This is a genomic window from Flavobacterium sp. P3_A6, from assembly GCF_056403035.1.
Window position 1 is genome coordinate 1 of the sequence record NZ_JBFUGG010000014.1, and the last position, 25965, is coordinate 25965.

Annotated in this window: 17 protein-coding genes; 15 read left to right on the forward strand and 2 right to left on the reverse strand. The window is 36.9% G+C overall.

Annotated elements, in window-relative coordinates; all coding sequences use genetic code 11:
- From AC1DVP_RS14075 to AC1DVP_RS14085, 3 genes are all read left to right on the forward strand, one after another.
- The coding region (locus AC1DVP_RS14075) for a transketolase-like TK C-terminal-containing protein (protein ID WP_477184115.1) at nucleotides 1-635 on the forward strand (635 nt) is incomplete at its 5' end.
- 112 nt (nucleotides 636-747) lie between these two features.
- On the forward strand, nucleotides 748-1404 hold the full coding sequence (gene fsa / locus AC1DVP_RS14080) for a fructose-6-phosphate aldolase (RefSeq protein WP_477184116.1): 657 nt from the start codon (nucleotides 748-750) through the stop codon (nucleotides 1402-1404).
- A gap of 155 nt (nucleotides 1405-1559) precedes the next feature.
- On the forward strand, nucleotides 1560-3998 hold the full coding sequence (locus tag AC1DVP_RS14085) for a glycoside hydrolase family 31 protein (RefSeq protein ID WP_477184117.1): 2439 nt from the start codon (nucleotides 1560-1562) through the stop codon (nucleotides 3996-3998).
- A 134-nt stretch (nucleotides 3999-4132) separates the two neighbouring features.
- On the opposite strand, the gene AC1DVP_RS14090 is transcribed toward AC1DVP_RS14085, so the two are convergent.
- Nucleotides 4133-4822, reverse strand: coding sequence for an NUDIX hydrolase (locus AC1DVP_RS14090; RefSeq protein ID WP_477184118.1), 690 nt, complete (start codon nucleotides 4820-4822; stop codon nucleotides 4133-4135).
- 610 nt (nucleotides 4823-5432) lie between these two features.
- Here AC1DVP_RS14090 and AC1DVP_RS14095 point away from each other — a divergent pair.
- The 12 genes from AC1DVP_RS14095 (at nucleotide 5433) to AC1DVP_RS14150 (ending at nucleotide 24792) form a co-directional block, all read left to right on the forward strand.
- Nucleotides 5433-8558 (forward strand): SusC/RagA family TonB-linked outer membrane protein, encoded by a 3126-nt coding sequence (locus AC1DVP_RS14095; RefSeq protein WP_477184119.1) that lies wholly within the window; start codon nucleotides 5433-5435, stop codon nucleotides 8556-8558.
- Nucleotides 8559-8586: 28 nt separating this feature from the next.
- Nucleotides 8587-10167, forward strand: coding sequence for a RagB/SusD family nutrient uptake outer membrane protein (locus AC1DVP_RS14100; RefSeq protein WP_477184120.1), 1581 nt, complete (start codon nucleotides 8587-8589; stop codon nucleotides 10165-10167).
- Nucleotides 10168-10291: 124 nt separating this feature from the next.
- Nucleotides 10292-11308 (forward strand): arabinan endo-1,5-alpha-L-arabinosidase, encoded by a 1017-nt coding sequence (locus AC1DVP_RS14105; protein ID WP_477184121.1) that lies wholly within the window; start codon nucleotides 10292-10294, stop codon nucleotides 11306-11308.
- Nucleotides 11309-11389: 81 nt separating this feature from the next.
- The gene (locus AC1DVP_RS14110; RefSeq protein WP_477184122.1) at nucleotides 11390-12937 is read left to right on the forward strand and encodes an alpha-N-arabinofuranosidase; all 1548 of its coding nucleotides are present in this window, start codon (nucleotides 11390-11392) and stop codon (nucleotides 12935-12937) included.
- Between the two features lie 42 nt (nucleotides 12938-12979).
- Nucleotides 12980-14566: an arabinan endo-1,5-alpha-L-arabinosidase gene (locus AC1DVP_RS14115; protein WP_477184123.1), complete on the forward strand. Its 1587-nt coding sequence runs from the start codon at nucleotides 12980-12982 to the stop codon at nucleotides 14564-14566.
- Between the two features lie 86 nt (nucleotides 14567-14652).
- On the forward strand, nucleotides 14653-15642 hold the full coding sequence (locus AC1DVP_RS14120) for a glycoside hydrolase family 43 protein (RefSeq protein ID WP_477184124.1): 990 nt from the start codon (nucleotides 14653-14655) through the stop codon (nucleotides 15640-15642).
- A 117-nt stretch (nucleotides 15643-15759) separates the two neighbouring features.
- Nucleotides 15760-16740 (forward strand): family 43 glycosylhydrolase, encoded by a 981-nt coding sequence (locus AC1DVP_RS14125; protein WP_477184125.1) that lies wholly within the window; start codon nucleotides 15760-15762, stop codon nucleotides 16738-16740.
- 209 nt (nucleotides 16741-16949) lie between these two features.
- On the forward strand, nucleotides 16950-18935 hold the full coding sequence (locus tag AC1DVP_RS14130; protein ID WP_477184126.1) for an alpha-L-arabinofuranosidase C-terminal domain-containing protein: 1986 nt from the start codon (nucleotides 16950-16952) through the stop codon (nucleotides 18933-18935).
- Nucleotides 18936-19095: 160 nt separating this feature from the next.
- On the forward strand, nucleotides 19096-20787 hold the full coding sequence (locus tag AC1DVP_RS14135; RefSeq protein WP_477184127.1) for a ribulokinase: 1692 nt from the start codon (nucleotides 19096-19098) through the stop codon (nucleotides 20785-20787).
- Nucleotides 20771-21472, forward strand: a complete 702-nt coding sequence (locus AC1DVP_RS14140) for an L-ribulose-5-phosphate 4-epimerase (RefSeq protein ID WP_477184128.1) — start codon at nucleotides 20771-20773, stop codon at nucleotides 21470-21472. Before AC1DVP_RS14135 ends, AC1DVP_RS14140 begins: the two co-directional genes overlap by 17 nt.
- A gap of 103 nt (nucleotides 21473-21575) precedes the next feature.
- The gene (gene araA / locus AC1DVP_RS14145; RefSeq protein ID WP_477184129.1) at nucleotides 21576-23084 is read left to right on the forward strand and encodes an L-arabinose isomerase; all 1509 of its coding nucleotides are present in this window, start codon (nucleotides 21576-21578) and stop codon (nucleotides 23082-23084) included.
- Nucleotides 23085-23607: 523 nt separating this feature from the next.
- Nucleotides 23608-24792, forward strand: coding sequence for an aldose epimerase family protein (locus AC1DVP_RS14150; protein ID WP_477184130.1), 1185 nt, complete (start codon nucleotides 23608-23610; stop codon nucleotides 24790-24792).
- Nucleotides 24793-25713: 921 nt separating this feature from the next.
- Here the strand turns inward: AC1DVP_RS14150 and AC1DVP_RS14155 are convergent.
- Nucleotides 25714-25965, reverse strand: coding sequence for an FISUMP domain-containing protein (locus AC1DVP_RS14155; RefSeq protein ID WP_477184197.1), 252 nt, complete (start codon nucleotides 25963-25965; stop codon nucleotides 25714-25716).

Below are 25965 nucleotides of genomic sequence, written 5' to 3' on the forward strand. Positions count from 1 at the left end.
CGATCATCGAACAGGAAGCGCAGATGCGTTTGCTGGAAAAGGTAAAAAACCATTCGGGACACCAAAGTTTATTGGCACTGCGCCCTGCCGATGCCATTGAAACTTCCGTGGCTTGGGATATGGCTTTGAAAAACACCAAAACGCCAACGGCTTTAATCCTTTCCAGACAAGGCATAAAAGATATTCCAGCAGCTAAAACTTCAAGATACGATGAAGCAACTGGAGCCAAAAAAGGCGGTTATTTGGTAAAAGAAACCACAAATCCAGACATCACTTTAATTGCAAACGGGTCGGAAGTTTCGACGCTTATCGATGCTGCAGTGATCTTGGAAAAGGAACACAATCTAAAAATAAACATTGCTTCCATTATTTCAGAAGGCTTGTTTAAAACGCAGTCTAAATCATATCAAGAAAGCATTATCCCAAAAGAAAAACTAGTTTTCGGACTCACCGCAGGTCTTCCTGTAAACCTTGAAGGACTCATTGGCGACAGCGGAAAAGTAGTAGGACTGGACCATTTTGGCTATTCGGCTCCAGCGAGCGTTTTGGACGAAAAATTCGGATTTAACAGCCACAGCGTTTCTGCAGAAATATTAAAATATATTGAAGAGAGTGCTCAGATATTGAGCAATTAAGACTTTAAGAAACTAAGTAAAAAACTTAGATTCTCAGTATCTTAGAAACTTAACAACTATTAAAAAAAATTAAAAACTCAGAATCTTAGATTCTCTAAAAAAAACAAAAACCATGAAATTTTTTATCGATACAGCAAATTTAAAAGACATCAAAGAAGCCAATGATTTAGGAGTATTGGACGGAGTAACTACAAACCCTTCGCTAATGGCGAAAGAAGGAATCACCGGAGCCGACAATATCATTGCGCACTATGTAAAAATATGTGAATTGGTGGATGGCGACGTAAGCGCCGAAGTAATTTCGACTGATTTTGACGGAATGGTTGCCGAAGGAGAAAAATTGGCAGCATTGCATCCGCAGATCGTGGTTAAAATCCCAATGATTAAAGACGGAGTTAAAGCCATTAAATATTTTTCGAACAAAGGAATCAGAACCAACTGTACATTAGTGTTCTCTGCAGGTCAGGCATTGCTTGCCGCCAAAGCTGGAGCAACTTACGTATCTCCATTTATCGGAAGACTTGATGATATTTCTACAGATGGCTTACAGCTGATTGAAGACATCAAATTAGTTTATGACAATTATGGCTATGAGACTCAAATTCTGGCAGCTTCTGTGCGTCACGTCATGCATATTATAAATTGTGCCAAAATTGGTGCCGATGTAATTACTGGACCATTGAGCGCAATCGAAGGTTTACTAAAACATCCGCTTACCGACAGCGGATTGGCAACATTCTTGGCGGATTACCAAAAAGGCAATAGTTAGGACTAAAGTACCTTTAAAAAAAACACTCTTAGCCTAATACATGTTCTTGTATTGTGTCTATGTAATAAAATAATAGGGCAATTGATTGCCCTATTATTTTATATGAGCCCCGTATTACTTTTTCAAGCCTAGACCATAACCATAAATTAGTAAAAATGAAAAATATCTTATCCTCCCTGATTGTCATATGCTTTTGTTTAAGCGGTCATGCTCAAAATTTTCAAAAAACAAGTCATGGGATTAAAACTGTTGCAAATGGCAACACTGTTGAAATACAATTTTATAGTCCGTCTATTGTGAGAGTTATCAAATTCCCTGTAGGCAAATCTTACTCCAAAGAAAGTCTTTCAGTAGTTTTAAACCCTTCCCAAACAACTTTTACAGCCAAAGAGGACAACAGGTTTATAGCCTTAAAATCAGATAAATTAAGCATAACGATAAATGCTACGTCTGGAGATATAACATTTGGCACAGCTTCAGGAAAGCCACTGTTAAAAGAGAAACCTGAGGGAACAAAATTTGTCCCTTTTAATGATGCCGGAGTTAATTCATATAATGTGTATCAATCCTTCAATTTAGATAAAGAGGAACCTATCTATGGTTTGGGTCAGCATCAAAGAGGAAATTTAAACCAAAGGAACCAAAAATATCATCTGGAACAGGGAAATACTGAAGATGCTGTAACCTTTTTCCAATCCGTAAAGGGTTACGGACTGTACTGGGACAACTATTCTCCGACCGAATTTACGGATGATGCAAACGAAACCTCTTTTAAATCGGAAACTGGAGATGGTGTAGACTACTATTTTATGTATGGAGGCAATGCCGATGGGGTGATTGCCAATATGAGAGAACTCACAGGAAAAGCTCCAATGTTTCCATTATGGACATATGGTTTTTGGCAAAGCAGAGAACGTTATAAAAGCCAAGATGAATTAGTAAATGTAGTAAAAAAATACCGCGAGCTGGGCGTTCCGCTAGATGGTATTATACAGGATTGGCAATATTGGGGTAATAATTATCTATGGAATGCCATGGATTTCTTAAATCCAGAGTTTTCAAATCCTAAAAAAATGATCGACGATATTCATGGTCTTAATGCTCATATGATAATTTCGATCTGGTCTTCTTTCGGGCCTGAAACCAAGGCTTACAAGGAACTGAACAAAAAAGGAATGCTTTTTAATATAAGAACCTGGCCTGAATCGGGTATTGAAACTTGGCCTCCCAACCTTGATTATCCTTCGGGGGTAAGAGTATATGACCCTTATAATCCTGAAGCACGCGACATATACTGGAAATATGCCAACGCCGGTTTATTTGCCAGAGGCATAGACGGATGGTGGATGGATTCAACAGAACCCGACCATTTTGGGGCAAAACAGGAAGATTATGATACCCAAACATATCTGGGCTCATTCCGTAAAGTACGTAATGCCTTTCCGCTGATGACTGTAGGCGGCGTGTATGACCATCAGCGCAAAACCACTTCAGATAAACGTGTATTTATCCTAACTAGGTCAGCCTTTGCCGGTCAGCAGCGTTATGGAGCCAATACATGGTCAGGCGATACAGGTTCTAGTTGGGAAACACTTCGTAATCAGATACCGGCCGGTTTAAATTTTTCGCTTAGCGGAATTCCGCATTGGAACTCTGATATAGGTGGTTTTTTCGCAGGAGCATATAATACAGGGAACGGAGGAACTGGCTCTAAAAACCCTTTGTATCAGGAGCTGTATGTTCGCTGGATCCAGTTCGGTACATTTAATGCGATGATGCGTTCTCATGGTACGGATATCCCGAGAGAGATATACCAATTTGGGAAAAAAGGAGAACCGATATATGATGCTATAGATAAATTCATCAACCTGCGTTATGCGTTGTTGCCATATATCTATTCTACTTCGTGGGAGGTTACCAACAAACAATCCAGTTTTATGCGTGCCCTATTTATGGACTTTGCAAATGACAAAAAAGTTTGGGACATCAATAATCAATACATGTTTGGCAAATCCATTCTTGTAGCTCCAATTGTCCAAGCTCAATATACTCCTGAAACTATAGTAAAAGTAAATGAAGAAAGTGGATGGGATAAACAGGATTCTAAAAGGAATGATGCAAAAGACACTGTAGACTTTACTTCAGAAAAAACGAGAAAAGTATATTTGCCTGAAGGGAATGTCTGGTATGACTTCTGGACAAATGAAAAACTCAATGGTGGCCAAGAGATTACAAGAAAAACGACAATTGACATGATTCCGCTCTATATTAAGGCGGGAGGCATAATTCCTGTGGGGCCACAGGTACAGTATGCCACAGAAAAAAAATGGGATGATCTTGAAATAAAGATATATTCTGGTGCAGACGGCACCTTTACACTCTATGAAGACGAGTTTGACAACTACAATTATGAAAAAGGAGCATACACGGAAATAGAATTTTCATGGAATGATGCATCGCAAAAATTAACTATTGCCTATAGAAAAGGGTCATACAAGGGAATGCTCCTTAATAGAAAATTTACTATTATACTGTCTTCTGGACAAAAGAAAGCAGTAAATTATGATGGTAAAAAAACGGTAGTAAAATTTTAGATTACACAGTAGAAAAAATATCACTTGAGTTTTTTCATTTTTAAAACTTAAATTTAACCACAATAAAAAAGGAAGTTTCTGTCGAAGAAACTTCCTTTTTTATTTATTTCAGAATTAAAACTAATTAATTCTTCTTAAAAATTTATAGCAAAATCATTCAAGAGTTTGGCATCATATTTCTCTTTGTCAAAAGTATACAGATAAGAACCTTTTCTTGATGATGTCATGTCTTTCTCATCCAATTTTATCAGGATATCCAATGAATTTATTTTGCTGATAAAATTTCTCTTATCAATTTCTTTGTCCAAAATCGATTCATACAATTTAAGCAACTGACTCATTTTAAACTTTTCGGGCAAAAGTTCAAAACCAACAGGCCGCATCGACGTTCTGTAGCGCAATCTTCTGATGGCATGTGCCAACATCTTATCGTGGTCAAAAATCAGTTTTGGAACTTCCGAAACACTAAACCATTTGGCATGATAATTCTGAATCAATTCAGCATTATGGTTTTCAATATTTATCAAAGCATAATAAGCAACCGAAATCGTCCTTTCAACTGGATCACGGTCTATTTCACTATACGTGTAAAGCTGCTCCATATAAATATCATTAAATCCTGTATAAGTATTTAAGACCCTAATGGCTGCATCATCTAATACCTCTTCTTTCTTAAGAAATCCTCCCATTAATGACCATTTTCCTTTTTCGGGTTCAAAATCCCTTTTAATCAAAAGAATTTTCAACCCTCCTTCATCAAATCCAAAGATGATACAATCGACCGCTAAAAGAACTTTATCTTCTGTACTATAACTATTTAACATATTTACATTTATATATATGATGTAAATATAAGAACTTCCTCAAAACTACCAAATTAATTTAGTGTGGTTTACACACTAATACTGCCTAGATCATAGAATATCGACTTTAAGTTACTGATTATCTGAATTTTTAATTAGAATTACGATTTTTTACACTATAGATTAAGTGCTGAACTAAACAATCAAAATTGTACTAAAACATCCCGTTACAAGTTGTTTTTAGAAAGCAAACAGAATAATTAAGTGTTAAAAATACATTTAAATCTATTTTTTAACTGATTTCAAGAGTCAAAAGGAGTTTTTTTCAATAAATTTTAACAAGTTTAATATTATGTTTTTAATAAAAATTTAGATGATGCTGAAAAAAATCAAATCAATTATTTAAAATTKAAAAAAATATTTATATTGTTGATTTACAGCATATTAAAAATAACGAAAACGTTTTTCAGTTACAAAAAATACACATATTCCTGCATTTTAAACTATATTTTAGGATATCCGTTTTTTTTATTGACTTTTTTTATCAGATTAATTTGTTTTTATGTTTTTTTTTTATTTAAATTTACAAATGTAAAAACTACACTTATAATTAACCCAAAATGCAATCAGTATGACAACAAACCACAGATTATTTTTTTATTGCAATTTTTTATTGCCTAAAAAAGAATGGCTAATAGCATTATTTATGATGCTCTTTAGTGTTTATGTATCGGCTCAACAGGCTGGTACTGTGACAGGAAAAATTACTTCCGACAAAGACGGAATGCCACTGCCAGGAGTAAATATTTTAGTTAAAGGAAGCTCAACCACTGCTTCTACAGGATTTGACGGCCAATATTCTATCAGTGCCAAACCTACAGATGTACTTGTTTTCTCGTACGTAGGGTATGAAACTAAAGAATTAACTATTTCTAACCGTACACAAATCAATTATGCCCTAAAAGATGACAACAACAAATTGAATGAAGTTGTTGTAATTGGATACGGAACGCAAAAGAAAGCGGATCTTACTGGTTCCGTTAGTATTATTAATGCGCAAGACGCAAAAAAAACAATCAGCTATGATGTAGCAAAAATGCTTCAGGGACAATCGGCTGGGGTTACTGTTCAATCATCTGGTGAGCCAGGTGGATTTGTAAACATTAAAGTCAGAGGAATATCGTCTTTCAAAAACAATAATCCACTTTTTATTATAGATGGTATTATTGTTAATGACCCTTATGATTTCGCTCCTGGAGATATTGAATCCATGCAAATATTAAAAGATGCATCTGCTGCAGCAATTTATGGAGTTCGTGGGGCAAATGGTGTTGTCATCATAACGACAAAAAAAGGGAAAGCAGGTAAAATAAACATGTCCTTTAAATCATTGTTTGGCGTACAGAATGCAATAAAACGGTGGTCATTAACAGATAGAGTAGGATACCAAACTATCACAAGTGAAGCAGAAAGGAATAAAAATATTCAAAGTGGAGAGGCTATAAACATAGCACCAGGTAACAATCCTGCAAGCCCATCGTACATCAATAATGTAGATACGGATTGGCAAGATGCTGCTTTTAAAACCGGGACAATTCAAAACAGTTCGCTAAATGTAAATGGCGGAGCCGAAAGTTTGGGTTACAACATGAATGTGGATTACTTTAAAAACAAAGGTTATATAGAAACACCACAAGACTATGAGAGAATTTCAACAAACATAAACTTAACGGGTAAAAAAGACAAGATAAGTTATGGAGCAAAAGTAGCCTATACTCAATCAAACAAAGCTTCTTTCAACGAATATAATGCTGGACAATCTCCTATAAGCGATTTATTGAGTGCTATCCCAACAATGCCAGTTTATGACAGTAACAGATTAGGCGGATATGGAGGAACAGATAATGCTACGCAAAGGGCAATATCCATGAATGTCATTGGTTTCAACAATTTAATAGAAAATACGACCAAAAGAAATCACGTTCTAGGTAATCTTTGGTTTCAAGCTGAAATATTCAAAGGCTTTAAATATAAACTTAGCGGAAGTTATGATAGACTTGATGTCCAAAACAGAAAATATAATCCACAAAGCGATTTAGGATGGTATTACGTAACAGAAGCTGCAGAAGCTGCTTTAGACGTATCCAACTCAAATACATCCACAACAAGCTTAGATAACATTTTCACTTATGAAATTACATTGGGCAACCATAAAATAGATGCGTTGGCAGGATTAGTACAACAAAATATTGATTTTTACAATCATTGGTCAAGAGGTGTTGGCTATCCAACTGGCACAATAGCTGAAATACAATATGCTAACGCTGGCATTTCAGCTGGAGAATACAACAGCAAAGAAACTACTAAGTCTTACATTAGCAGATTAAATTATAGTTTTAATGATTTATATTTCATAACAGCAAACTTCAGACAGGATAAATCTTCAAAATTTGCACCAGAAAACAATACTGGTAATTTTTATGGTGTTTCGGGAGCTTGGAAATTGAGTAATGAAAAATTCATGAGCTTACCAAGTTGGTTCAACACAATAAAATTAAGAGGAGGATATGGAGAGTTAGGAAACCACACCATAGGTCTTTATGCATATGCTTCAACTCTTAATTCTTTTGCAGCATACAATTTCAATAACACATTGGCAAACGGAACAACTTCTGTAAGAACAACTGACCCAGACATTACTTGGGAAACTACGGCTACGACAAATTTCGCTTTGGATTTGGCTTTTTTCAATAATAAATTGCAATTTACGGGAGAATATTACATTAAAAAATCATCAGATTTACTACTTAATTTCCCTATTCCATATTCAACAGGATCCATTTCATATGCTGGTGGTGGATTCGCGAATCCAGACATAGAAACGAACGCTGCTTCATTGCAAAACAAAGGTTTAGAATTTACTGCATCATATAGAAATGATGACCACGCTTTTAAATATGGTATTTCAGCTAACTTTAGCACATTAAAAAATAAAGTTTTAAGTTTAGGCAAAACGAATTCACCTATTTATGGTGCGGCTTCAAAAACAGAAGTAGGACGTTCAGTGGGTGAAATTTACGCATATCAGACTGATGGTATATTTCAAAATGTGGGAGAAATTGCTTCATCAGCAACACAAACCAATGCAGGAGTGGGAGACATCAAATTCAAAGACCAACTAACAGTGGATACTGATGGTGATGGTGTGAACGATAAAGGCGATGGTATAATCAATGACAAAGACAGAATATATCAAGGTGTAACTATACCTAAATATTATTACGGTTTGACGTTTAACGCCGAATACAAAAATTGGGACATGTCATTAATGTTTCAAGGTGCCGGAGGAAATAAAGTATTTAATGGTATGTACCGCAATTTAATGTTAGGAGACTATGGAAATCATCATACAGATGAATTAAATTACTGGACACCAACCAATACAAATACAAATGTTCCAAGACCAATTATTGGAGATCCAAATGCAAATGCAAGAGATTCCAATCGATTTATTGAAGATGGTGATTACGTAAAATTACAAAATTTTGAAATTGGATATTCATTACCAATCGGTCCGAAAAGCCCAATACAAAAAGTTCGTCTATACGCAAATGGACAAAACTTATTAACAATAACAAATTATCGTGGATATGACCCGGACTTCAACAGCAACGATGGACTGCTGTCAAGAGGCTATGATGGGGGATCTTTTCCAAACCCAAGAACATTGTCTTTGGGAGTTCAAGCTAATTTTTAAAAAAAGATAAAATTTAACATATATACATATGAAAAATAAAAATATAAAATACTTAATCTTATTTCTTTCACTTGCTTTAACAACAAGTTGTGTAAGCGATGATGATTTAGTTCAGGTTAATCCAAACGAAGCTTCATCCGAATCTTTTTGGAAAACAGATGCAGACGCATTAAAAGGATTGAATGCAGCATACAGCAGTCTTTTAAATGAAGGAACCTATATGAGAAGCTCCCCTCTTTTGTTGGATTTAAAGGGTGATGACACTCGCAGTAACAGTCCTTGGGGATCTATGAAAAATGTGGGATATTTCAATTCTAATGTTTCAGATCCAGCAATTTATGGATGGGCATTTAGAGAATATTATCAAGGAATTAATCGTGCCAACCAGGTTTTAATAAATGTGCCAAATATTACTTTTACCGACGAAGCACTTAAAAATAGAATTTTAGGACAGGCTTATTTTTTAAGAGGATTATATTTATTTCATTTAGTAAATATGTTCAAAAACGTGCCAATACCTTTGGACTTATCTGTATATCATCAACAAAAAAGCCAGGCAGAAGGTTGGACGCAAGTTATGGACGATTTTAAGCAAGCTGCTGCTTTATTACCAGCTACTTATAGTGGCATTTCAGGAATAGACACAACAGTTGAAGCAGGAAAAGGTTTGGGGCGCGCAACAAAAGGAGCCGCTTTAGGATATTTGGGAAAAGCTTATTTATTCACCAAAGATTTTGAAAATGCTAAGAAAACTTTTAAACAGGTAATTGATTTAGGTGTATATTCTTTAGTTTCTAACTATGCCGATAATTTTACGGATACTAATGAGAATAACTCAGAATCACTATTTGAGGTACAGTTTAGCAGAGCAGTAGGCGGTGTTGGTTTGAGTTGGGGAGGTATTCCAGCATCTGACTGGGGAAAAACATCTGCCAGAGCGATTACTTATGGAGCTGCTGCTTTTGGGTTCAAAGATGTACAACCAACATTTACATTGTTAAATGAATTTCAACAAGAAAAAACGAAAACAGGTGCACTTGACCCTCGTTTGGATGCTACAATTTTTTATTTAAAACCTGGAGGTGCTACACCGATATACCAAACGACATTCGAAATACAATATAAAAATTCACCTGCAGATTTAAATGATATTTATTGCAAAAAATATGAAAATGGAGGCGGTGCATTTGCAAATGAATACGATTGGCGTTCAGGAAATAACGAACGTTTACTTAGATATGCTGATATTCTTTTGATGTATGCTGAATGTTTAAATGAAACTGGCGATACTCCGGGTGCTTACACTTACATCCAAATGGTGAGAGACCGTGTAAATTTACCAAACTTAAGTACTGCAAAACCTGGACTTAGTCAAGCTGGTATGAGAGACCAAATCGGACACGAAAGATTCTTAGAATTTGCACTTGAAGGCCACCGATTCGATGACATTCGCCGTTGGGGATGGTTGCAGGATCCTACAAAATTGGCTTGGTTAAAATCAAGAGATGCTGAATTTAATTCGTATGCTCCAGGAAGAGAATTCTTCCCAATACCACAATTAGAAATAGATACAAACGAGTTTCCAATAACACAGAACGATAGTTATTAAATTTATTTGAGTTAGTTAGTTTTAAAATCATGTGGTAGCCTCTAAAAGGATACCATGTGATTTTATAACATAAAAACTAATCAAAAAAAATAAGTTTTAATTAAAAATACTAATAACATATTTTATGAAAAACACAAAATTGATTGCTTGTATTTTATTATTTGGAATGCTTATTGTTAGTTGTCAAAATGAAGAAGCCAATACTGCTTCATCAGATATAATTAAAACATCTACCGGTACTGTAACAAACACTAAAAGTATAACAGCTAAGACCGTAACTGGTACTGTAGCATCACATGATCCTAGTACGATTGTAAAAAGCGGTGTCAACTATTATGTATTTACCACCGGAGACAATATCCCAATGACATATTCAACCAATTTAATCAATTGGTCTTGGGGAACATCTGTTTTTACTTCTACTCCAAGTTGGATAACCAGTTATGTTCCGGGTTTTACAAAAACATATTGGGCGCCTGATGTTGCTTGGTTTAATAATCGATGGAATATGTATTATTCTTGTTCTACTTTTGGTTCATCCACTTCAGCAATTGGTTTGGTAACTTCTCCATCTATTTCACAAAGTGCTGGCACAAAATGGACAGATAGAGGACGAGTAGTTTCATCTACCTCATCATCAGACGTAAATGCTATAGATCCTTCTATTTTGGTAGATGGCTCCAATGTATACATGGCGTATGGCTCTTGGCACGCAGGAATAGGCGTGGTACAAATTACTCCATCAACTGGAATGCCAATAGGAACTAGAACAATTGTAGCTGGAGGAAATTCAGCCTCTTGGGAAGCTCCTTGTTTAATTAAAGAAGGAAGCTATTATTATATGTTTGTAAACCGTGGTAACTGCTGCCAAGGAGTTAACAGTACTTATTACATTATTGTGGGCCGTTCTACAAGCCCGTTTGGACCATTTGTTGACAAAAATGGCGTAAACCTAACCGCTGGCGGAGGAACAACTGTACTAGCAACACAAGGAAACTATATTGGCCCTGGACATTTATCAAGAATTTCAGGCACTCAAAAAGGATCTGTACATTACTACGACGGAGCCGATAGCGGTAATCCAAAACTAGAAATTGTTTATTTTACATGGTCAAACGGATGGCCAACGCTTTCATATTAAAATTATCATATTATACATTAAAAAAAAGTCATGGGGTAAACTCCACAAAAGAACCCCATGATTTTATAAATCAGAAAAGACATGAAAAAGACATTTTTATTATTACTAGTTTTAACTTTTTGCGGCCAAACCGGTTTTGCACAAAAAGAAACTACAGCACTTACTATAAAAAATACTGCAGATGCACCAACAATCAACAAAAATATCTATGGCCATTTTGCAGAGCATTTAGGAAGGTGCATATATGGTGGCTTTTTTGTGGGTGACACTTCTAAAATACCAAATACTGCGGGTGTGCGTAATGATATTGTCAAGGCCTTAAAAGAATTAAAAATTCCAAATTTAAGATGGCCGGGTGGCTGTTTTGCAGACACATATCATTGGAAAGACGGTATAGGGCCTAAGGAACAAAGACCAACTATTGTAAACAAATGGTGGGGCGGTGTTACTGAAGACAACAGTTTTGGAACACATGATTTTTTAAACATGTGTGAATTACTTGGAGCAGAACCTTATTTATCTGGAAACGTAGGAAGCGGAACGGTTCAGGAATTAGCTGACTGGGTTCAGTACACCAACTTTGGAGGTAAAAGCCCAATGAGTGATCTGCGTAAAAAAAACGGGAGAACAGAACCTTGGAAAGTGAAATTCTGGGGAATTGGAAATGAAGCTTGGGGCTGCGGAGGAAATATGACCGCAGATTATTATGTTGGTGAATATAGAAAATTTGCAACCTTCATGTCTGATTGGGAAAACACAGGCGGTTTAACCCGCATAGCTTCCGGATCAAATAGTTCCGATTATAACTGGACCGAAACTTTAATGAAAGATATTCCCCTAAATATGTTGGGAGGAGTTGGAGTGCATCATTATGCTGTAATCAATTGGGATAAAAAAGGAGACGCAACAGATTTTACCGAAGACGGATATTTCCATACGATGAAATCAGCTTTAAAAATGGAAGAACTGGTAACTAAACATTCTGCTATCATGGATAAATACGATCCAGAGAAAAAAGTAGCGATGATTGTAGACGAATGGGGAGCTTGGTATGAAGTGGAAAAAGGAACAAATCCAGGTTTCCTATACCAGCAAAACACAATGAGAGATGCCGTTCTAGCCGGAGCGACATTAAATATTTTCAACAACCATGCCGACAGAGTCCGTATGGCGAACTTGGCACAATGCGTAAACGTTTTACAAGCTGTAATCTTAACCGATAAAGCAAAAATGATTACAACTCCAACCTATTCTGTAATGAAAATGTACAGTGTACATCAAGATGCCAAATTATTGCCAGTTACTTTTCAAACGCCTTTATACACTTTTAATGGAGAAACACTTCCTGCAATATCTGCATCTGCATCAAAAGATAAAAATGCTGCAATTCACATCTCATTAGTAAATGTTGATGCACAAAAAACAAACAAAATAGAAATTGATATAAATGATCTTGGCGTTAAAAATTTCACTGGAACAATATTAACGGCAGCTAAATTGCAAGATTACAATTCATTCGAAAACCCAAACAAAATTATACCAACAGTTTTTAAAGGTTTCGAAAACAAAAAAGGAAAACTTGAAATCACTATTCCTCCTTTCTCAATAGTTGTTTTAGAAGGAAAATAAAAACATACAGAAATGAATAAGTCAAATTCAATTTTAAGGTTAATGTTAAATACTGCAATTCTATTGTTAGTATTTACTGTGGCTAGCTGTTCTAAAGGAGATGATCCGGCACCGGATCCAACTCCGACACCCACACCCACTCCTACTCCGACTCCCACATTTCCAGGGCCAACCTATGCTGATAATTATTCGTCGATAGCTTCTTGGAGTACTAATTCGCAATGGAATTTGGCTAATGTGCATGATCCATCGGTAGCCAAATGTGGCGATTATTACTATATGTACCAAACAGATGCTTCTTACGGAAATGCAACTGATGGTCACGGACATTTTTTCTACAGACGTTCCAAAGACCTTATTACTTGGGAATTCATGGGATCATCTATGACCACGGCACCTGCTTGGGTAAAAGATTCTTTGAATAACAAGAGAGCCCGCATGAATCCGGCTCTGCCAGCCATCACAAACCCTAATTATGGATATTGGGCACCTTGTGTTCGAAAAGTGGGTAACAAATACCGTATGTATTATAGCATTGTAGTCGATAATCCAATAATCGGCACCAGTTTTGACAACTCTTGGAGTGAAAGAGCCTTTATTGGTTTGGCAGAAACCGATGATTTAGCCACAAATGTTTGGACAGATAAAGGAATGGTCGTTTGTTCAGAACCCGATGGCTTAAAACCATATTCATTTACAGGTACCCGAAATTGGGAAGATGCTTATTTTAAATTTAATGCAATTGACCCTAGTTTTATTGAAACTCCAGAGGGAGAGCAATACTTAATTTATGGCTCATGGCACTCAGGCATCGCTGCCTTAAAACTGAATCCAACAACAGGAAAACCAGATCAATTAAAAACCCTTGCCGATTATGGGACTCGTATCGCAACACGCAGTGCAACCAGCCGTTGGCAAGCTTCAGAAGGTCCAGAGATAATCTACAACTCCGATACTGGCTATTATTATTTATTTTTAGCCTATGATGGTCTTGATGTACCCTACAATACCAGAGTTTGCCGTTCCAAAAATATCATGGGACCTTTCGTGGGAATCAACGGTGCCAATGTAACAGCTGGCGCCGATTGCTGGCCAATGCTGACGCATCCTTATAGCTTCAATAATCATACTGGCTGGGTTGGAATTTCGCATTGTGCTATTTTCCAAAATCCAGAAACAAAACAATGGTATTACTCTTCACAAGCTCGTTTACCAGTAGGTGTTTCGGGAATTGCTGTTTCTAATGCCATAATGATGGGACATGTCCGCGAAATCCAATGGACAGAAGACGGATGGCCTGTAATTGCTCCCGAGCGTTATGCAGGCGTACCAGCTACAACCATTACCGAAGCTTCTTTTATTGGATCTTGGGAGCAAATTACTATGAATTATCAATATGCGACCATTCAAAAATCAGCTACTATTTATTTAACCGCAGATAAAAAAGTGAGTGGAGGCGTTTCTGGAACATGGTCGTATGACAGCACTGCTAAAACATTAACCGTAAATGGCGTAAAATGCAAAGTAAATGATGCTTGGGACTGGGAAAGTGCTACACGCAAAGTGACACTTACTTATTCCGGACTTACCGGAGCTGGCTTACCAGTTTGGGGCAAAAAAATAAATTAATCTTTAAAACAATCAAAACCCTTTTTTAAGCTTTAAAAAAGGGTTTTCAATTTCAGGAAATCCCGTTTTCAAAAAATCTGACTATAATGAAAAATATTTTTATCCCTATTCTTTCTTTTATTCTGATGACATCAGCCGAAACAATAGCACAAGATAAAGCTTTGGCTTCCGCCAATAGACAAAAAACAGCACCAGTAACCAATAATCCAATTATAAAAGACAAATACACAGGTGATCCTGCGGCTTTGGTTTACAAAGACAAAGTGTATCTCTATGCAGGCCATGATGAAGCTCCAAATGATTTCAATTTTTATAAAATGAACGAATGGCTGGTATATTCCAGTTCCGATATGGTGCATTGGCAGGAACATCCCGTTCCGCTGAAAGTCAATGATTTCGCTTGGGCAAAATCCGATGCTTGGGCAGCTCAAGTAATTGAACGCAACGGAAAATTTTACTGGTATGTTACTGTTGAACACGGAACAATCAATGGAAAAGCCATTGGAATTGCGGTTTCCGACAGTCCGACCGGTCCTTTCAAAGATGCATTGGGAAAAGCCCTTATCACCAATGACATGACAACCCAGACCAGCATTACTTGGGATGATATTGACCCGACGGTAATGATTGATAATGATGGACAGGCCTATCTGTTTTGGGGAAATACCGTTTGCCACTATGCCAAACTAAAAGCCAATATGATTGAACTTGACGGTCCTATCCAAACAATCACATTACCCAATTATACAGAAGCTCCTTGGATTCACAAGCATAACAATTGGTATTACTTATCGTATGCTTATCAGTTTCCGGAGAAAATTGCCTACTCCATGAGTAAATCTATCAACGGACCATGGGAGTACAAAGGAATTCTGAATGAAATAGCCGGAAACTCCAATACCAATCATCAAGCAATTATTGACTTCAAAGGGAAATCCTATTTCATTTACCACAATGGGAGCATCGAACCCAATGGTGGCAGTTTTAGAAGATCTGTTTGTGTGGATCGTTTATTTTACAACAAAGACGGAAGCATGAAACGCGTGATTATGACAACCGAAGGAATAACGGAGTAGACAGTTTGCTGTCGCAGTTTCCAATTTTCAATGCGCAGAATCGTATTGATATAAACGATTAATAAAACCAGTGAAACTCATATTTCTTAAATGACTTATATGTTTAAAAACCTAGCTATGAAATTACACAAAAACATACAACTCTTATTTTTCCTCCTATTTATTTTAATTGGGACATCGTCATTTGCCCAAGACGTTACCGTTCACGATCCGGTAATGATTAAGCAAAAAGACACCTACTATTTGTACTGCACCGGTAAAGGCATCAGTGTTTTCAGTTCCAAAGATTTAAAAAACTGGAATAAGGAACCTCAAATATTCCAAGAAAAACCAGTTTGGGCAGATGCGGTCGTTCCAAGTTTTGACAATCACATTTGGGCACCGGACATTTCTTTTCACAACAATAAATATTATTTGTACTATTCAGTTTCCGCTTTCGCAAAAAACACTTCGGCGATTGGCGTTACAACCAATACCACTTTAGACCCAAAAGACCCTGCTTACAAATGGGTAGATCAGGGAATTGTCATTCAGTCCGTTCCTAACCGTGACCTTTGGAATGCCATCGATCCTAATTTGACATTTGACGAAAACAATACGCCTTGGCTGGCTTTTGGTTCTTTTTGGGAAGGATTGAAAATGGTTAAATTGAATCCCGATTTAAAGTCGGTTGCACAACCGCAGGAATGGCACACAATTGCTAAACGCAAAAGAACATTTGAACTTGCTGATTCGGATCCAGGTGACGGTGCTCTTGAAGCTCCTTTCATTTTCAAAAAAAACGGTTATTATTATCAATTCCTGTCTTGGGATTTGTGTTGCCGAGGCGAAAAAAGCACCTACAAAGTAGTAGTAGGCAGATCCAAAACCATTACTGGTCCTTATGTAGACAAAGACGGAAAATTATTGACTGAAGGAGGAGGAACTTTACTCATTCAAGGGGATAAAAATTGGTTCGGTGCTGGACACAACAGCACCTACACTTTTGACGTAAAAGATTATATCATCTATCATGCGTATGATGCCAAACAAAACGGGAGGCCATTACTGCAGATAAAACAATTACAATGGGATGCTGATTTATGGCCAATGCTTTAAAAAAGAAATCAGTAATCATTTTTAGTACTCAGTCAAAAAAAACAGTTTATCTGTAATTATGTAAAAAGACATTCAATAAAATTTAAAATATTTTAAAAATGTATTTTATACACTTAATTTTTTTTATATTGCAGCTTGATAATAAAAACCAACAATCTTAAATTCTAAGTTACTAAGACTATAAAATTGTTGTACTAAATAAAAGAAATATGAAACCAAATTTAATTACTAAAATAACCCTTTGCGGACTATTATTAAATGGTATTTATGCTAATGCGCAAAAAACAACACTCGAGGTAAACACCAGCAAAACTATTACTAAAATTCAGCCTACAATGTATGGTGTGTTTTTTGAAGACATCAACTTTGCCGCCGATGGAGGTTTGTATGCCGAAATGATTAAAAACCGTTCATTTGAATTCGAAACTCCGCTTATGGGTTGGAAACAGCCTAACAGTGATACGCATTCTTTCAATAAACAATCCGGTATTGCTACAACCATAAAAATATCTGAAAATAAAAACAACCCAAACTTTTGCCGTGTTTTAATTAATGATGACAAAGGATATGAGCTTATTAATGAAGGCTTTCGAGGCATCGGAATCAAAAAAGACGCTAAATACAATCTTTCGCTGAAAGCCGATAACTCAAGTGGCGACATCAAAAAAATTATCATTCAGTTTATTGATAAAGACAAAAAAGTTCTGGGTGAAACCAGCATTACTCCTACTGCTAAGGATTGGCAAAATTACACCGCCCAATTTACCGCCACACAAACTGAAGCAAAAGCAAAACTGAAAATTACTTTTCAAGGAACAGGAACTATTGATTTAGACATGATTTCTATATTTCCGGAAGATACTTGGAACAATAGAAAAAATGGTCTGCGCAAAGACATTGTACAATTATTATATGATATGAAACCAGGATTCCTGAGATTTCCTGGAGGCTGTATTGTGGAAGGAAGAACTTTGGCGCAGCGTTACCAATGGAAAAAAACTGTTGGTGATGTAGACAAAAGAGAAACCTTAGTCAATCGTTGGAATACTGAGTTTGCCCATAAGCAAACTCCTGATTATTTCCAGTCTTTCGGATTAGGATTTTTTGAATATTTCCAGCTTTCTGAAGATATTGGAGCGGCTCCGCTTCCAATCTTAAGCTGCGGTATGGCTTGCCAGTTCAACACTGGGGAATTAGTTCCTTTAACCGAATTGGATCCTTATGTACAAGATGCCTTAGATTTAATTGAATTTGCAAACGGTGGTGTTGATACTCCTTGGGGGAAAGTACGTTCGGATATGGGACACCCAAAACCGTTTAATTTAAGACATATTGGTGTAGGTAACGAGCAATGGGGGCCTCAATACATCGAAAGATTCAAAGTTTTTGAAAAAGCAATTAAAGACAAATACCCAACAATGACAATTGTTTCGGGAGCTGGACCATTTCCAGATGGTGATTATTTTGACTATGGAATGCAGGAACTAAAAAAACTGAATGCCGAAATTGTAGACGAACATTATTATAAAGATGCAAAATGGTTTAGAGAAAATGCAACTCGTTATGACAATTATGACAGAAAAGGCCCCAAAGTATTTGCTGGAGAATATGCTGCTCAGAGTGTTGCTACTGTAAGCCCAGAAAACAAAAACACTTGGGAATGCGCTTTCTCCGAAGCAGCTTTTATGACAGGTCTGGAACGAAATGCAGAAGTGGTTCACTTAACTTCCTATGCTCCTTTAATGGCGCACGCTGAAGCTTGGCAATGGACACCTGATATGATTTGGTTCAACAACTTAGAAGCTTATGGATCGGCAAATTATTATGTGCAAAAACTGTTTGCTAACAATAAAGGAACTGATTTATTAGCCATTACCAAAGACGGAAAAGCGCTTATTGGTCAAAACGACTTATTTGCATCGGCAGCGAAAGATGTTAACACCAAAGAAATAATTGTAAAACTAGTGAATACAGCTTCAAAACCGCAGGAAATCAATATTGATTTAAAAGGAAGCAAATTACAATCGGCAGGAAAAATTATTACGCTTACAAGCCCAAATCTGAAAGATGAAAACTCATTTGCTTCACCAAAAAAAATCAGCCCTACAGAACGTGAATACAAATTGAATGGTGAAAAAGCATCATTAAATGTACCTCCTTATTCGGTAACGGTTTTAAAATTAAAAATGAAGTAACCAAATTAAAAAAGAGGCATTAAACCAATTTTTTAGCTTTCAATGCAACGGCTATAATCTTGGCATCTACGGGTATATTTATAACATTAAATAAATTAAGTGTTTATTACACACTTATTAAATAATTATATTATATTTGCACTATATAAAAAGAATCGTGATGAAAAATTATGTAATAGGATTAGATTATGGCTCAGATTCTGTTCGCGCAGTATTAATAGACACTGAGAATGGACAGGAATTAGCGTCAAGCGTTTGTGATTACAAGCGATGGAAAAACAAAGAATATTGTAATGCCTCAATAAATCAGTTTCGCCAGCATCCTTTAGATCATATTGAAGGGTTAGAAACCACTATAAAACATGTAGTCGAGAACAGTAAAATAGACCCTTCTCTTATTCGAAGCATTTGTATCGACACTACAGGATCTTCACCGGTACCAGTTGCCGAAGATGGGACTCCATTGGCGTTGACCAAAGGTTTTGAACATAATCCAAATGCCATGATGGTTTTATGGAAAGATCACACCGCTATAAATGAAGCGAACGAAATAAATGAATTGGCAGCCAGCTGGGGTGGAGAAAATTTCACAAAATACGAAGGAGGAATCTATTCATCAGAATGGTTTTGGGCCAAAATTTTACATGTTGCAAGAGAAGACGAAGCTGTAAAAAAAGCAACCTACACTTGGATGGAACATTGCGATTTAATGACATATTTATTAATCGAAAATAAAGATTTAAAAACCTTCAAAAGAAGCCGCTGCGCTGCGGGTCACAAAGCGATGTGGCATGAAGACTGGAATGGATTGCCACCAGAAGAATTTCTTGGACAATTAGATCCATATCTAGCCACTCTTCGTGGCAAATTATATAATGAAACCTATACATCCGATTTAGTAGCGGGTAATTTAAGCCAAGAATGGGCAACTCGATTAGGGCTTTCTACAGACACTGTTATTGCAGTAGGAACTTTTGATGCACATTCAGGAGCTGTGGGAGCCAAAATAGACGAACACACATTGGTTCGTGTAATGGGAACCTCAACTTGTGATATTATTGTTGACACTAAGGAATCTATTGGAACAAAAACCGTTCGCGGTATCTGCGGACAAGTAGATGGTTCTGTAATTCCAGGTTATATTGGACTAGAAGCGGGACAATCTGCTTTTGGGGATTTGTTAGCTTGGTACAAAGAATTATTATTATGGCCAACAGATAATTTATTGGCTACTTCTACTCTATTGACTGATACTCAAAAAGAACAGTTGAAAGCCGAAATCAGCGACAAACTAATCGTGCAGTTAACCGCCGAAGCAGAAAAAATTCCATTATCCGAGAGTGTGCCAATCGCCTTAGATTGGATTAACGGGCGACGAACTCCAGATGCGAATCAGGAACTGAAAAGCGCAATATCAAACTTATCTTTAGGAACAAAAGCACCGCATGTATTCAAATCATTGGTAAATGCGATTTGTTTTGGTTCTAAAAAAATCGTGGATCGTTTTGAAGAAGAAGGCGTTCGCATTGACACTGTGATTGGTATTGGCGGTGTGGCTCGTAAATCGCCATTCATTATGCAAACATTAGCCAATGTACTGAACAAACCTATCAAAGTAGCTTTATCAGACCAGGCGCCTGCGCTGGGAGCTGCCATTTATGCTGCTGTTGCCGCCGGAATTTATCCAAACGTAATTGAAGCAAGCCAAAAAATGGGAAGCCCATTTGAAAGCGAATATACTCCGCAAATCGACAAAGTGGCTGCTTACAACAAATTGCTTTTAGCATATGACCAGTTAAGCGCTTATGCTGATCCATCAATTAAAAAAAGAAAAAATGAGCTCACAGTATAAAGATTTAAAACAAGAGTGCTACGAAGCAAACATGCAGTTGAATGCATTGAATTTGGTAGTTTACACTTTTGGGAACGTAAGTGCGGTTGACCGCGAAAAAGGTGTTTTTGCGATCAAACCAAGCGGTGTTCCTTACGAAGACTTAAAACCGGAAGATATCGTGATTGTTGATTTTGACAACAACATTATTGAAGGAAGCTTACGCCCTTCTTCTGACACCAAAACACATGCTTATTTATACAAAAACTGGCCAAATATTGGCGGTGTTGCACATACTCATGCCACATATTCTGTGGCTTGGGCACAATCACAAAGAGACATTCCGATTTTTGGAACCACACATGCCGATCACTTAACCTCCGATATCCCCTGTGCTGCCCCAATGAATGACAGCTTAATCGAAGGAAATTACGAGCATAATACGGGTATCCAAATTTTGGATTGTTTCAATGAAAAAAACCTTTCGTACGAAGAAACAGAAATGGTTCTGATAGGAAATCACGGTCCTTTTGCATGGGGAAAAAACGCTGCCAAAGCCGTTTACAACAGTAAAGTTCTGGAAGTCGTAGCCGAAATGGCTTATCTGACATTGCAGATTAACCCTAATGCTCCACGACTAAAGGATTCTTTAATCAAAAAGCATTATCAGCGCAAACACGGAAAAGATTCGTATTACGGACAGTAATTGTTTATTCGGTCAGTCGTTGAATCGTTTAATCGATTCGGCAGTTAAACAAATAAACAGTTAAACAAATAAACAGTTAAACGATTAAACAAAACATAAGATAATGATAGATATATCTCAAAAAGAAGTTTGGTTTGTAGTAGGAAGCCAAGAATTATACGGACCAGAAACATTATTAAAAGTAGCAGAACATGCTGCAATTATGGCAAAAGGATTTGATGAAGCTTCACAAATTCCAGTAAAAGTGGTTTGCAAAGACACTTTGAAATCGCCAAAACAAGTATTGGATTTGTGCTTAGAAGCTAATTCAGCTAAAAACTGTATCGGAATCATCACTTGGATGCATACTTTTTCACCAGCCAAAATGTGGATTGGCGGTTTAAGCATTTTAAATAAACCGTTGTGCCATTTACATACACAATACAATGCTGAAATTCCATGGGCTACTATAGATATGGATTTCATGAATTTAAACCAATCGGCTCACGGAGACAGAGAATTTGGCTTCATGATGTCAAGAATGCGTAAAAAACGTAAAGTAATCGTAGGACACTGGCAAGAAGACCGCGTTTTGACAAAACTAGGAAGCTGGACAAGAGTGGCACTAGGATGGAACGAACTTCAAAACTTAAAAGTAGCCCGTATTGGTGACAATATGCGTGAAGTAGCGGTTACAGAAGGAGACAAAGTTGAAGCTCAATTGCGTTTTGGAATGTCTGTAAACGGATATGATTCATCAGACGTGACTAAACATATTGAAAAGGTTACAGATAAACAATTAGCTGATTTATTAGCTGTTTATGAAGCATCTTATAATTTAACTCCACCACTTTTAGAAGGCGGAGCACAAAGACAATCTCTAGTTGACGCAGCAAAAATTGAATTAGGATTAAGAGCTTTCCTTGAAGAAGGAGGGTTTGGAGCATTTACAGATACTTTTGAAAACTTAGGAGTTTGGAAACAGCTTCCTGGTATTGCAACACAGCGCTTAATGGCCGATGGATACGGTTTTGGAGGTGAAGGAGACTGGAAAACAGCTGCAATGGTAAGAGCATTAAAAGTTATGAATATTGGTCTTGAAGGAGGAACTTCTTTCATGGAAGATTATACCTATCACTTTACTCCTCAAAAATCATACGTTTTGGGATCGCACATGTTGGAAATCTGTCCTTCTATCGCTGACGGAAAACCATCTTGTGAAGTACATCCGTTAGGAATTGGTGGCAAAGAAGATCCAGCACGTTTGGTATTCAATTCGCCAGCTGGTGATGCTATCAATGTATCATTAGTAGATATGGGAACTCGTTTCAGATTAATTGTAAACGAAGTGACTGCAGTAAAACCTTTGGCAGAATTGCCAAAACTTCCAGTAGCTCGTGTATTATGGGACTGCAAACCAAACTTAGATATTGCTGCTACAGCTTGGATTCTCGCTGGTGGTGCGCACCATACTGTTTACAGCCAAGCGGTGACTACGGAATTCATGGAAGATTTTGCTGATATTGCTGGTATCGAATTATTAGTAATCGATGCAAATACAACTATCCGCAATTTCAAAGATACTATCAATGCCAATGAAGCTTATTTCCATTTGTTTCAGCATAAGCTTTAATGAATTGTGAGTGGTGAATTGTGAATTATAAATGGCCTAAAATACCTGCAAATGCACAATACTTCTCCTTTGAAATGTTATATAAAAAAATTGTTTAGTTAAGTTAGTTAGTTAAACTCCTGAAAGATTTTTAAAAATCCTTCAGGAGTAATTTCATCAGAGTTTTTGAATTTGCCTTCTCTCTTTTGAAAATTAAATTTGTATGTTAACACGAATCCGCGTGAGGGATGCAGTGGAGCTCTTTTTTCTTTTTCATTTGCCGGGTTTAAACCCGAGACAGATGATAAAGAAAAAAAGCGGGAATGGAAGCCCGACCCGAAGTTTTTTTACGGAGGGTCACGCCCAATCCCTTGAAGTTAAAATATTAAATAATTTCAGGATAATCTGTTAAAATTATCCCAATCTAAGTATTGTTTTGCTTTGACGTTTCTTATTTTTATAATATGGCAAAGCTTTATGAAACTGAGGAACTAAATTGAAATGTTTTTTGTATAAAGTAGTAAACCAAAAAAAATAAAATAATATGAATCTAGTAAAACGTTGTGTTTATGGAATTTCCATTTTAAGTTTAGTAAGTATGAATGTACAGTGCAAAGGAGAAAAAAAAGAAGAAGCATCTAATGCTTTAGAAGCTAAAGCTACAGATTCTGTATCTATAGCAAAAACGGTATATGGTAAAACCGAAAAAGGAGAACAAATAGACCGTTACACCTTGAAAAACCAAAAAGGCATGGAAGTAAACATCATTACGTATGGTGGTATTATTACGTCCTTAAAAGTGCCTAATAAAGCAGGGAAATCTGAAGAGGTGGTGATTGGTTTCAATTCATTGGAACAATACCAGAAAGCCAATCCGTATTTTGGTGCTTTGATTGGAAGATTTGGTAACCGAATTGCAAAAGGTAAATTTACTTTAGATGGAAAAGAATATTCTTTAGCCATTAATAATGGTACAAATGCCTTACACGGTGGACCGGAAGGTTTCCACAGAGTGGTTTGGACTGCCGAGGAAGCTAAAGGCGGTGATACTGCTTCTCTAAAATTGAAGTATACAGCCAAAGACATGGAAGAAGGATATCCTGGAAACTTAACTGTTTTTGTTACTTACACTTTAAACAAAGACAATTCATTGGATGTGCTTTATGAAGCTACTACTGATAAGAAAACGGTTGTGAACTTAACGCAGCACTCGTATTTCAACTTGTCATCTGATTTCTCTAAACCAATTTTAGATCATGAAATCACTATCGATGCTGATAAATTAGTTCCTGTAGATGCTACTCTTATTCCAACAGGGAAATTGACAGATGTTACTAATACTCCTTTTGATTTTAGAAAACCGAAATTAGTTGGAAAAGAAATCAACGCTGCTGACGACCAATTGAAAAAAGGATTGGGTTATGATCACTGTTGGGTGTTGAACAACCAAGACAAAGGAGAGCGTCTAGTTGCCTCAGCTTATTACCCTGCAAACGGAAGACTTTTGGAAGTGTACACTGACCAACCTGGAATTCAGTTCTACTCTGGTAACTTCCTTGACGGAACTTTACCGATGAGAAACGGCGGAACGTATGCACACAGAACTGGTTTTTGTCTTGAAACACAGCATTACCCAGATTCTCCAAATCAAAAAGATTTCCCTACGACTGTATTAAATCCAGGACAAAATTATAAAACAAAAACTACTTTTAAGTTTTCGGTTAAGTAGTTAAAAACATACTAGTTATTATATAAAATTTGGTTATTAGTTAGATATCTAGTCCAAAGCTAATGAAAGTTAGTTTTAAAAATTCCTCGGGAGGTTATACTTCCCGAGGTTTTTTTATGGATATAATTAGCTTTAAGATTATCTGTAAAAATAAGGAGCGGAAGAATAGGCATTATCAGGAAATATGGATTCCTGCTGTCCGCTGTATTCCATATCGTCTCGTCTTTAGGGACAAGACAATATGGGATGCCACTCCCATCAGGGCTAACGAGCCAACATGGTTTATTTTTTGGTTATTTTTAATTCTATGTCTAATGCAGGAACGTGTAAATTTGTAAGTAAACGTATCATCTTTTTAAGATATTTATGAAAAAAGTCAAGAGACTTTGGAGCGGGTAAAGTTAAGATGTGAATGCGAAAGACCAGATCCCATTTAAGTTGCTTTGCACAACAGCTAGTATAGAGAAATATCTATTTTCAATAAGAAACCGTACTCTTACTTCTGTTCGTTTGCAAACTATCATTGCTTTAATTTTCCTCCGCATGACATTGGATAAATCAATCCAGGGCGCAACGACAAGAGACTGCATCACCGCCATCAGAACCATAGCCATCGTAACGGAACACTTTTGATTTAATTGGACCACCATAACTCATGTCCCATCCCCAGGCTCCTTTACCCTTACCCGCAGGTGTGCACGTCGACCAGAAACCGAAAAGATTCACCCACTCATAGCGATTACCTCTGCGAATACCTGCCGGAAGCGCGTTAAATCCACTGCTGTTAGTCCCGTTGCCGTCTTCGTCCCAGCCTTTGACGCTTTTCAGGGCTTTATCGGCCTTGTCGGTTCCACCGAATTTATTCACCAGCGTAAATCATTCGCTATCCGTTGATAAATGCCAACCGCTGGGGCAGGCTTTTTACGCTGCTTCCCAAGTATAAAGCAAGCCAAGCTCTTTTCGATTACTCTCTTTGTCGTCATAAGCGTAGCTCCCCTGCACTTTGTAGTTCAGGTTTTGGGCCATCCAGGTAACCGTGGTGCCAGTCAAAGCATTTTTAAAGCTGAATGTTTTATACGTTTGCCCATCGCGTGAGTAGGTAAAGGTGCCCGTGGATTGGGCAATTTCTGCCTGAGTAAAAACAGGGTAGCAAGTAGAGTAAGGATGATTGAT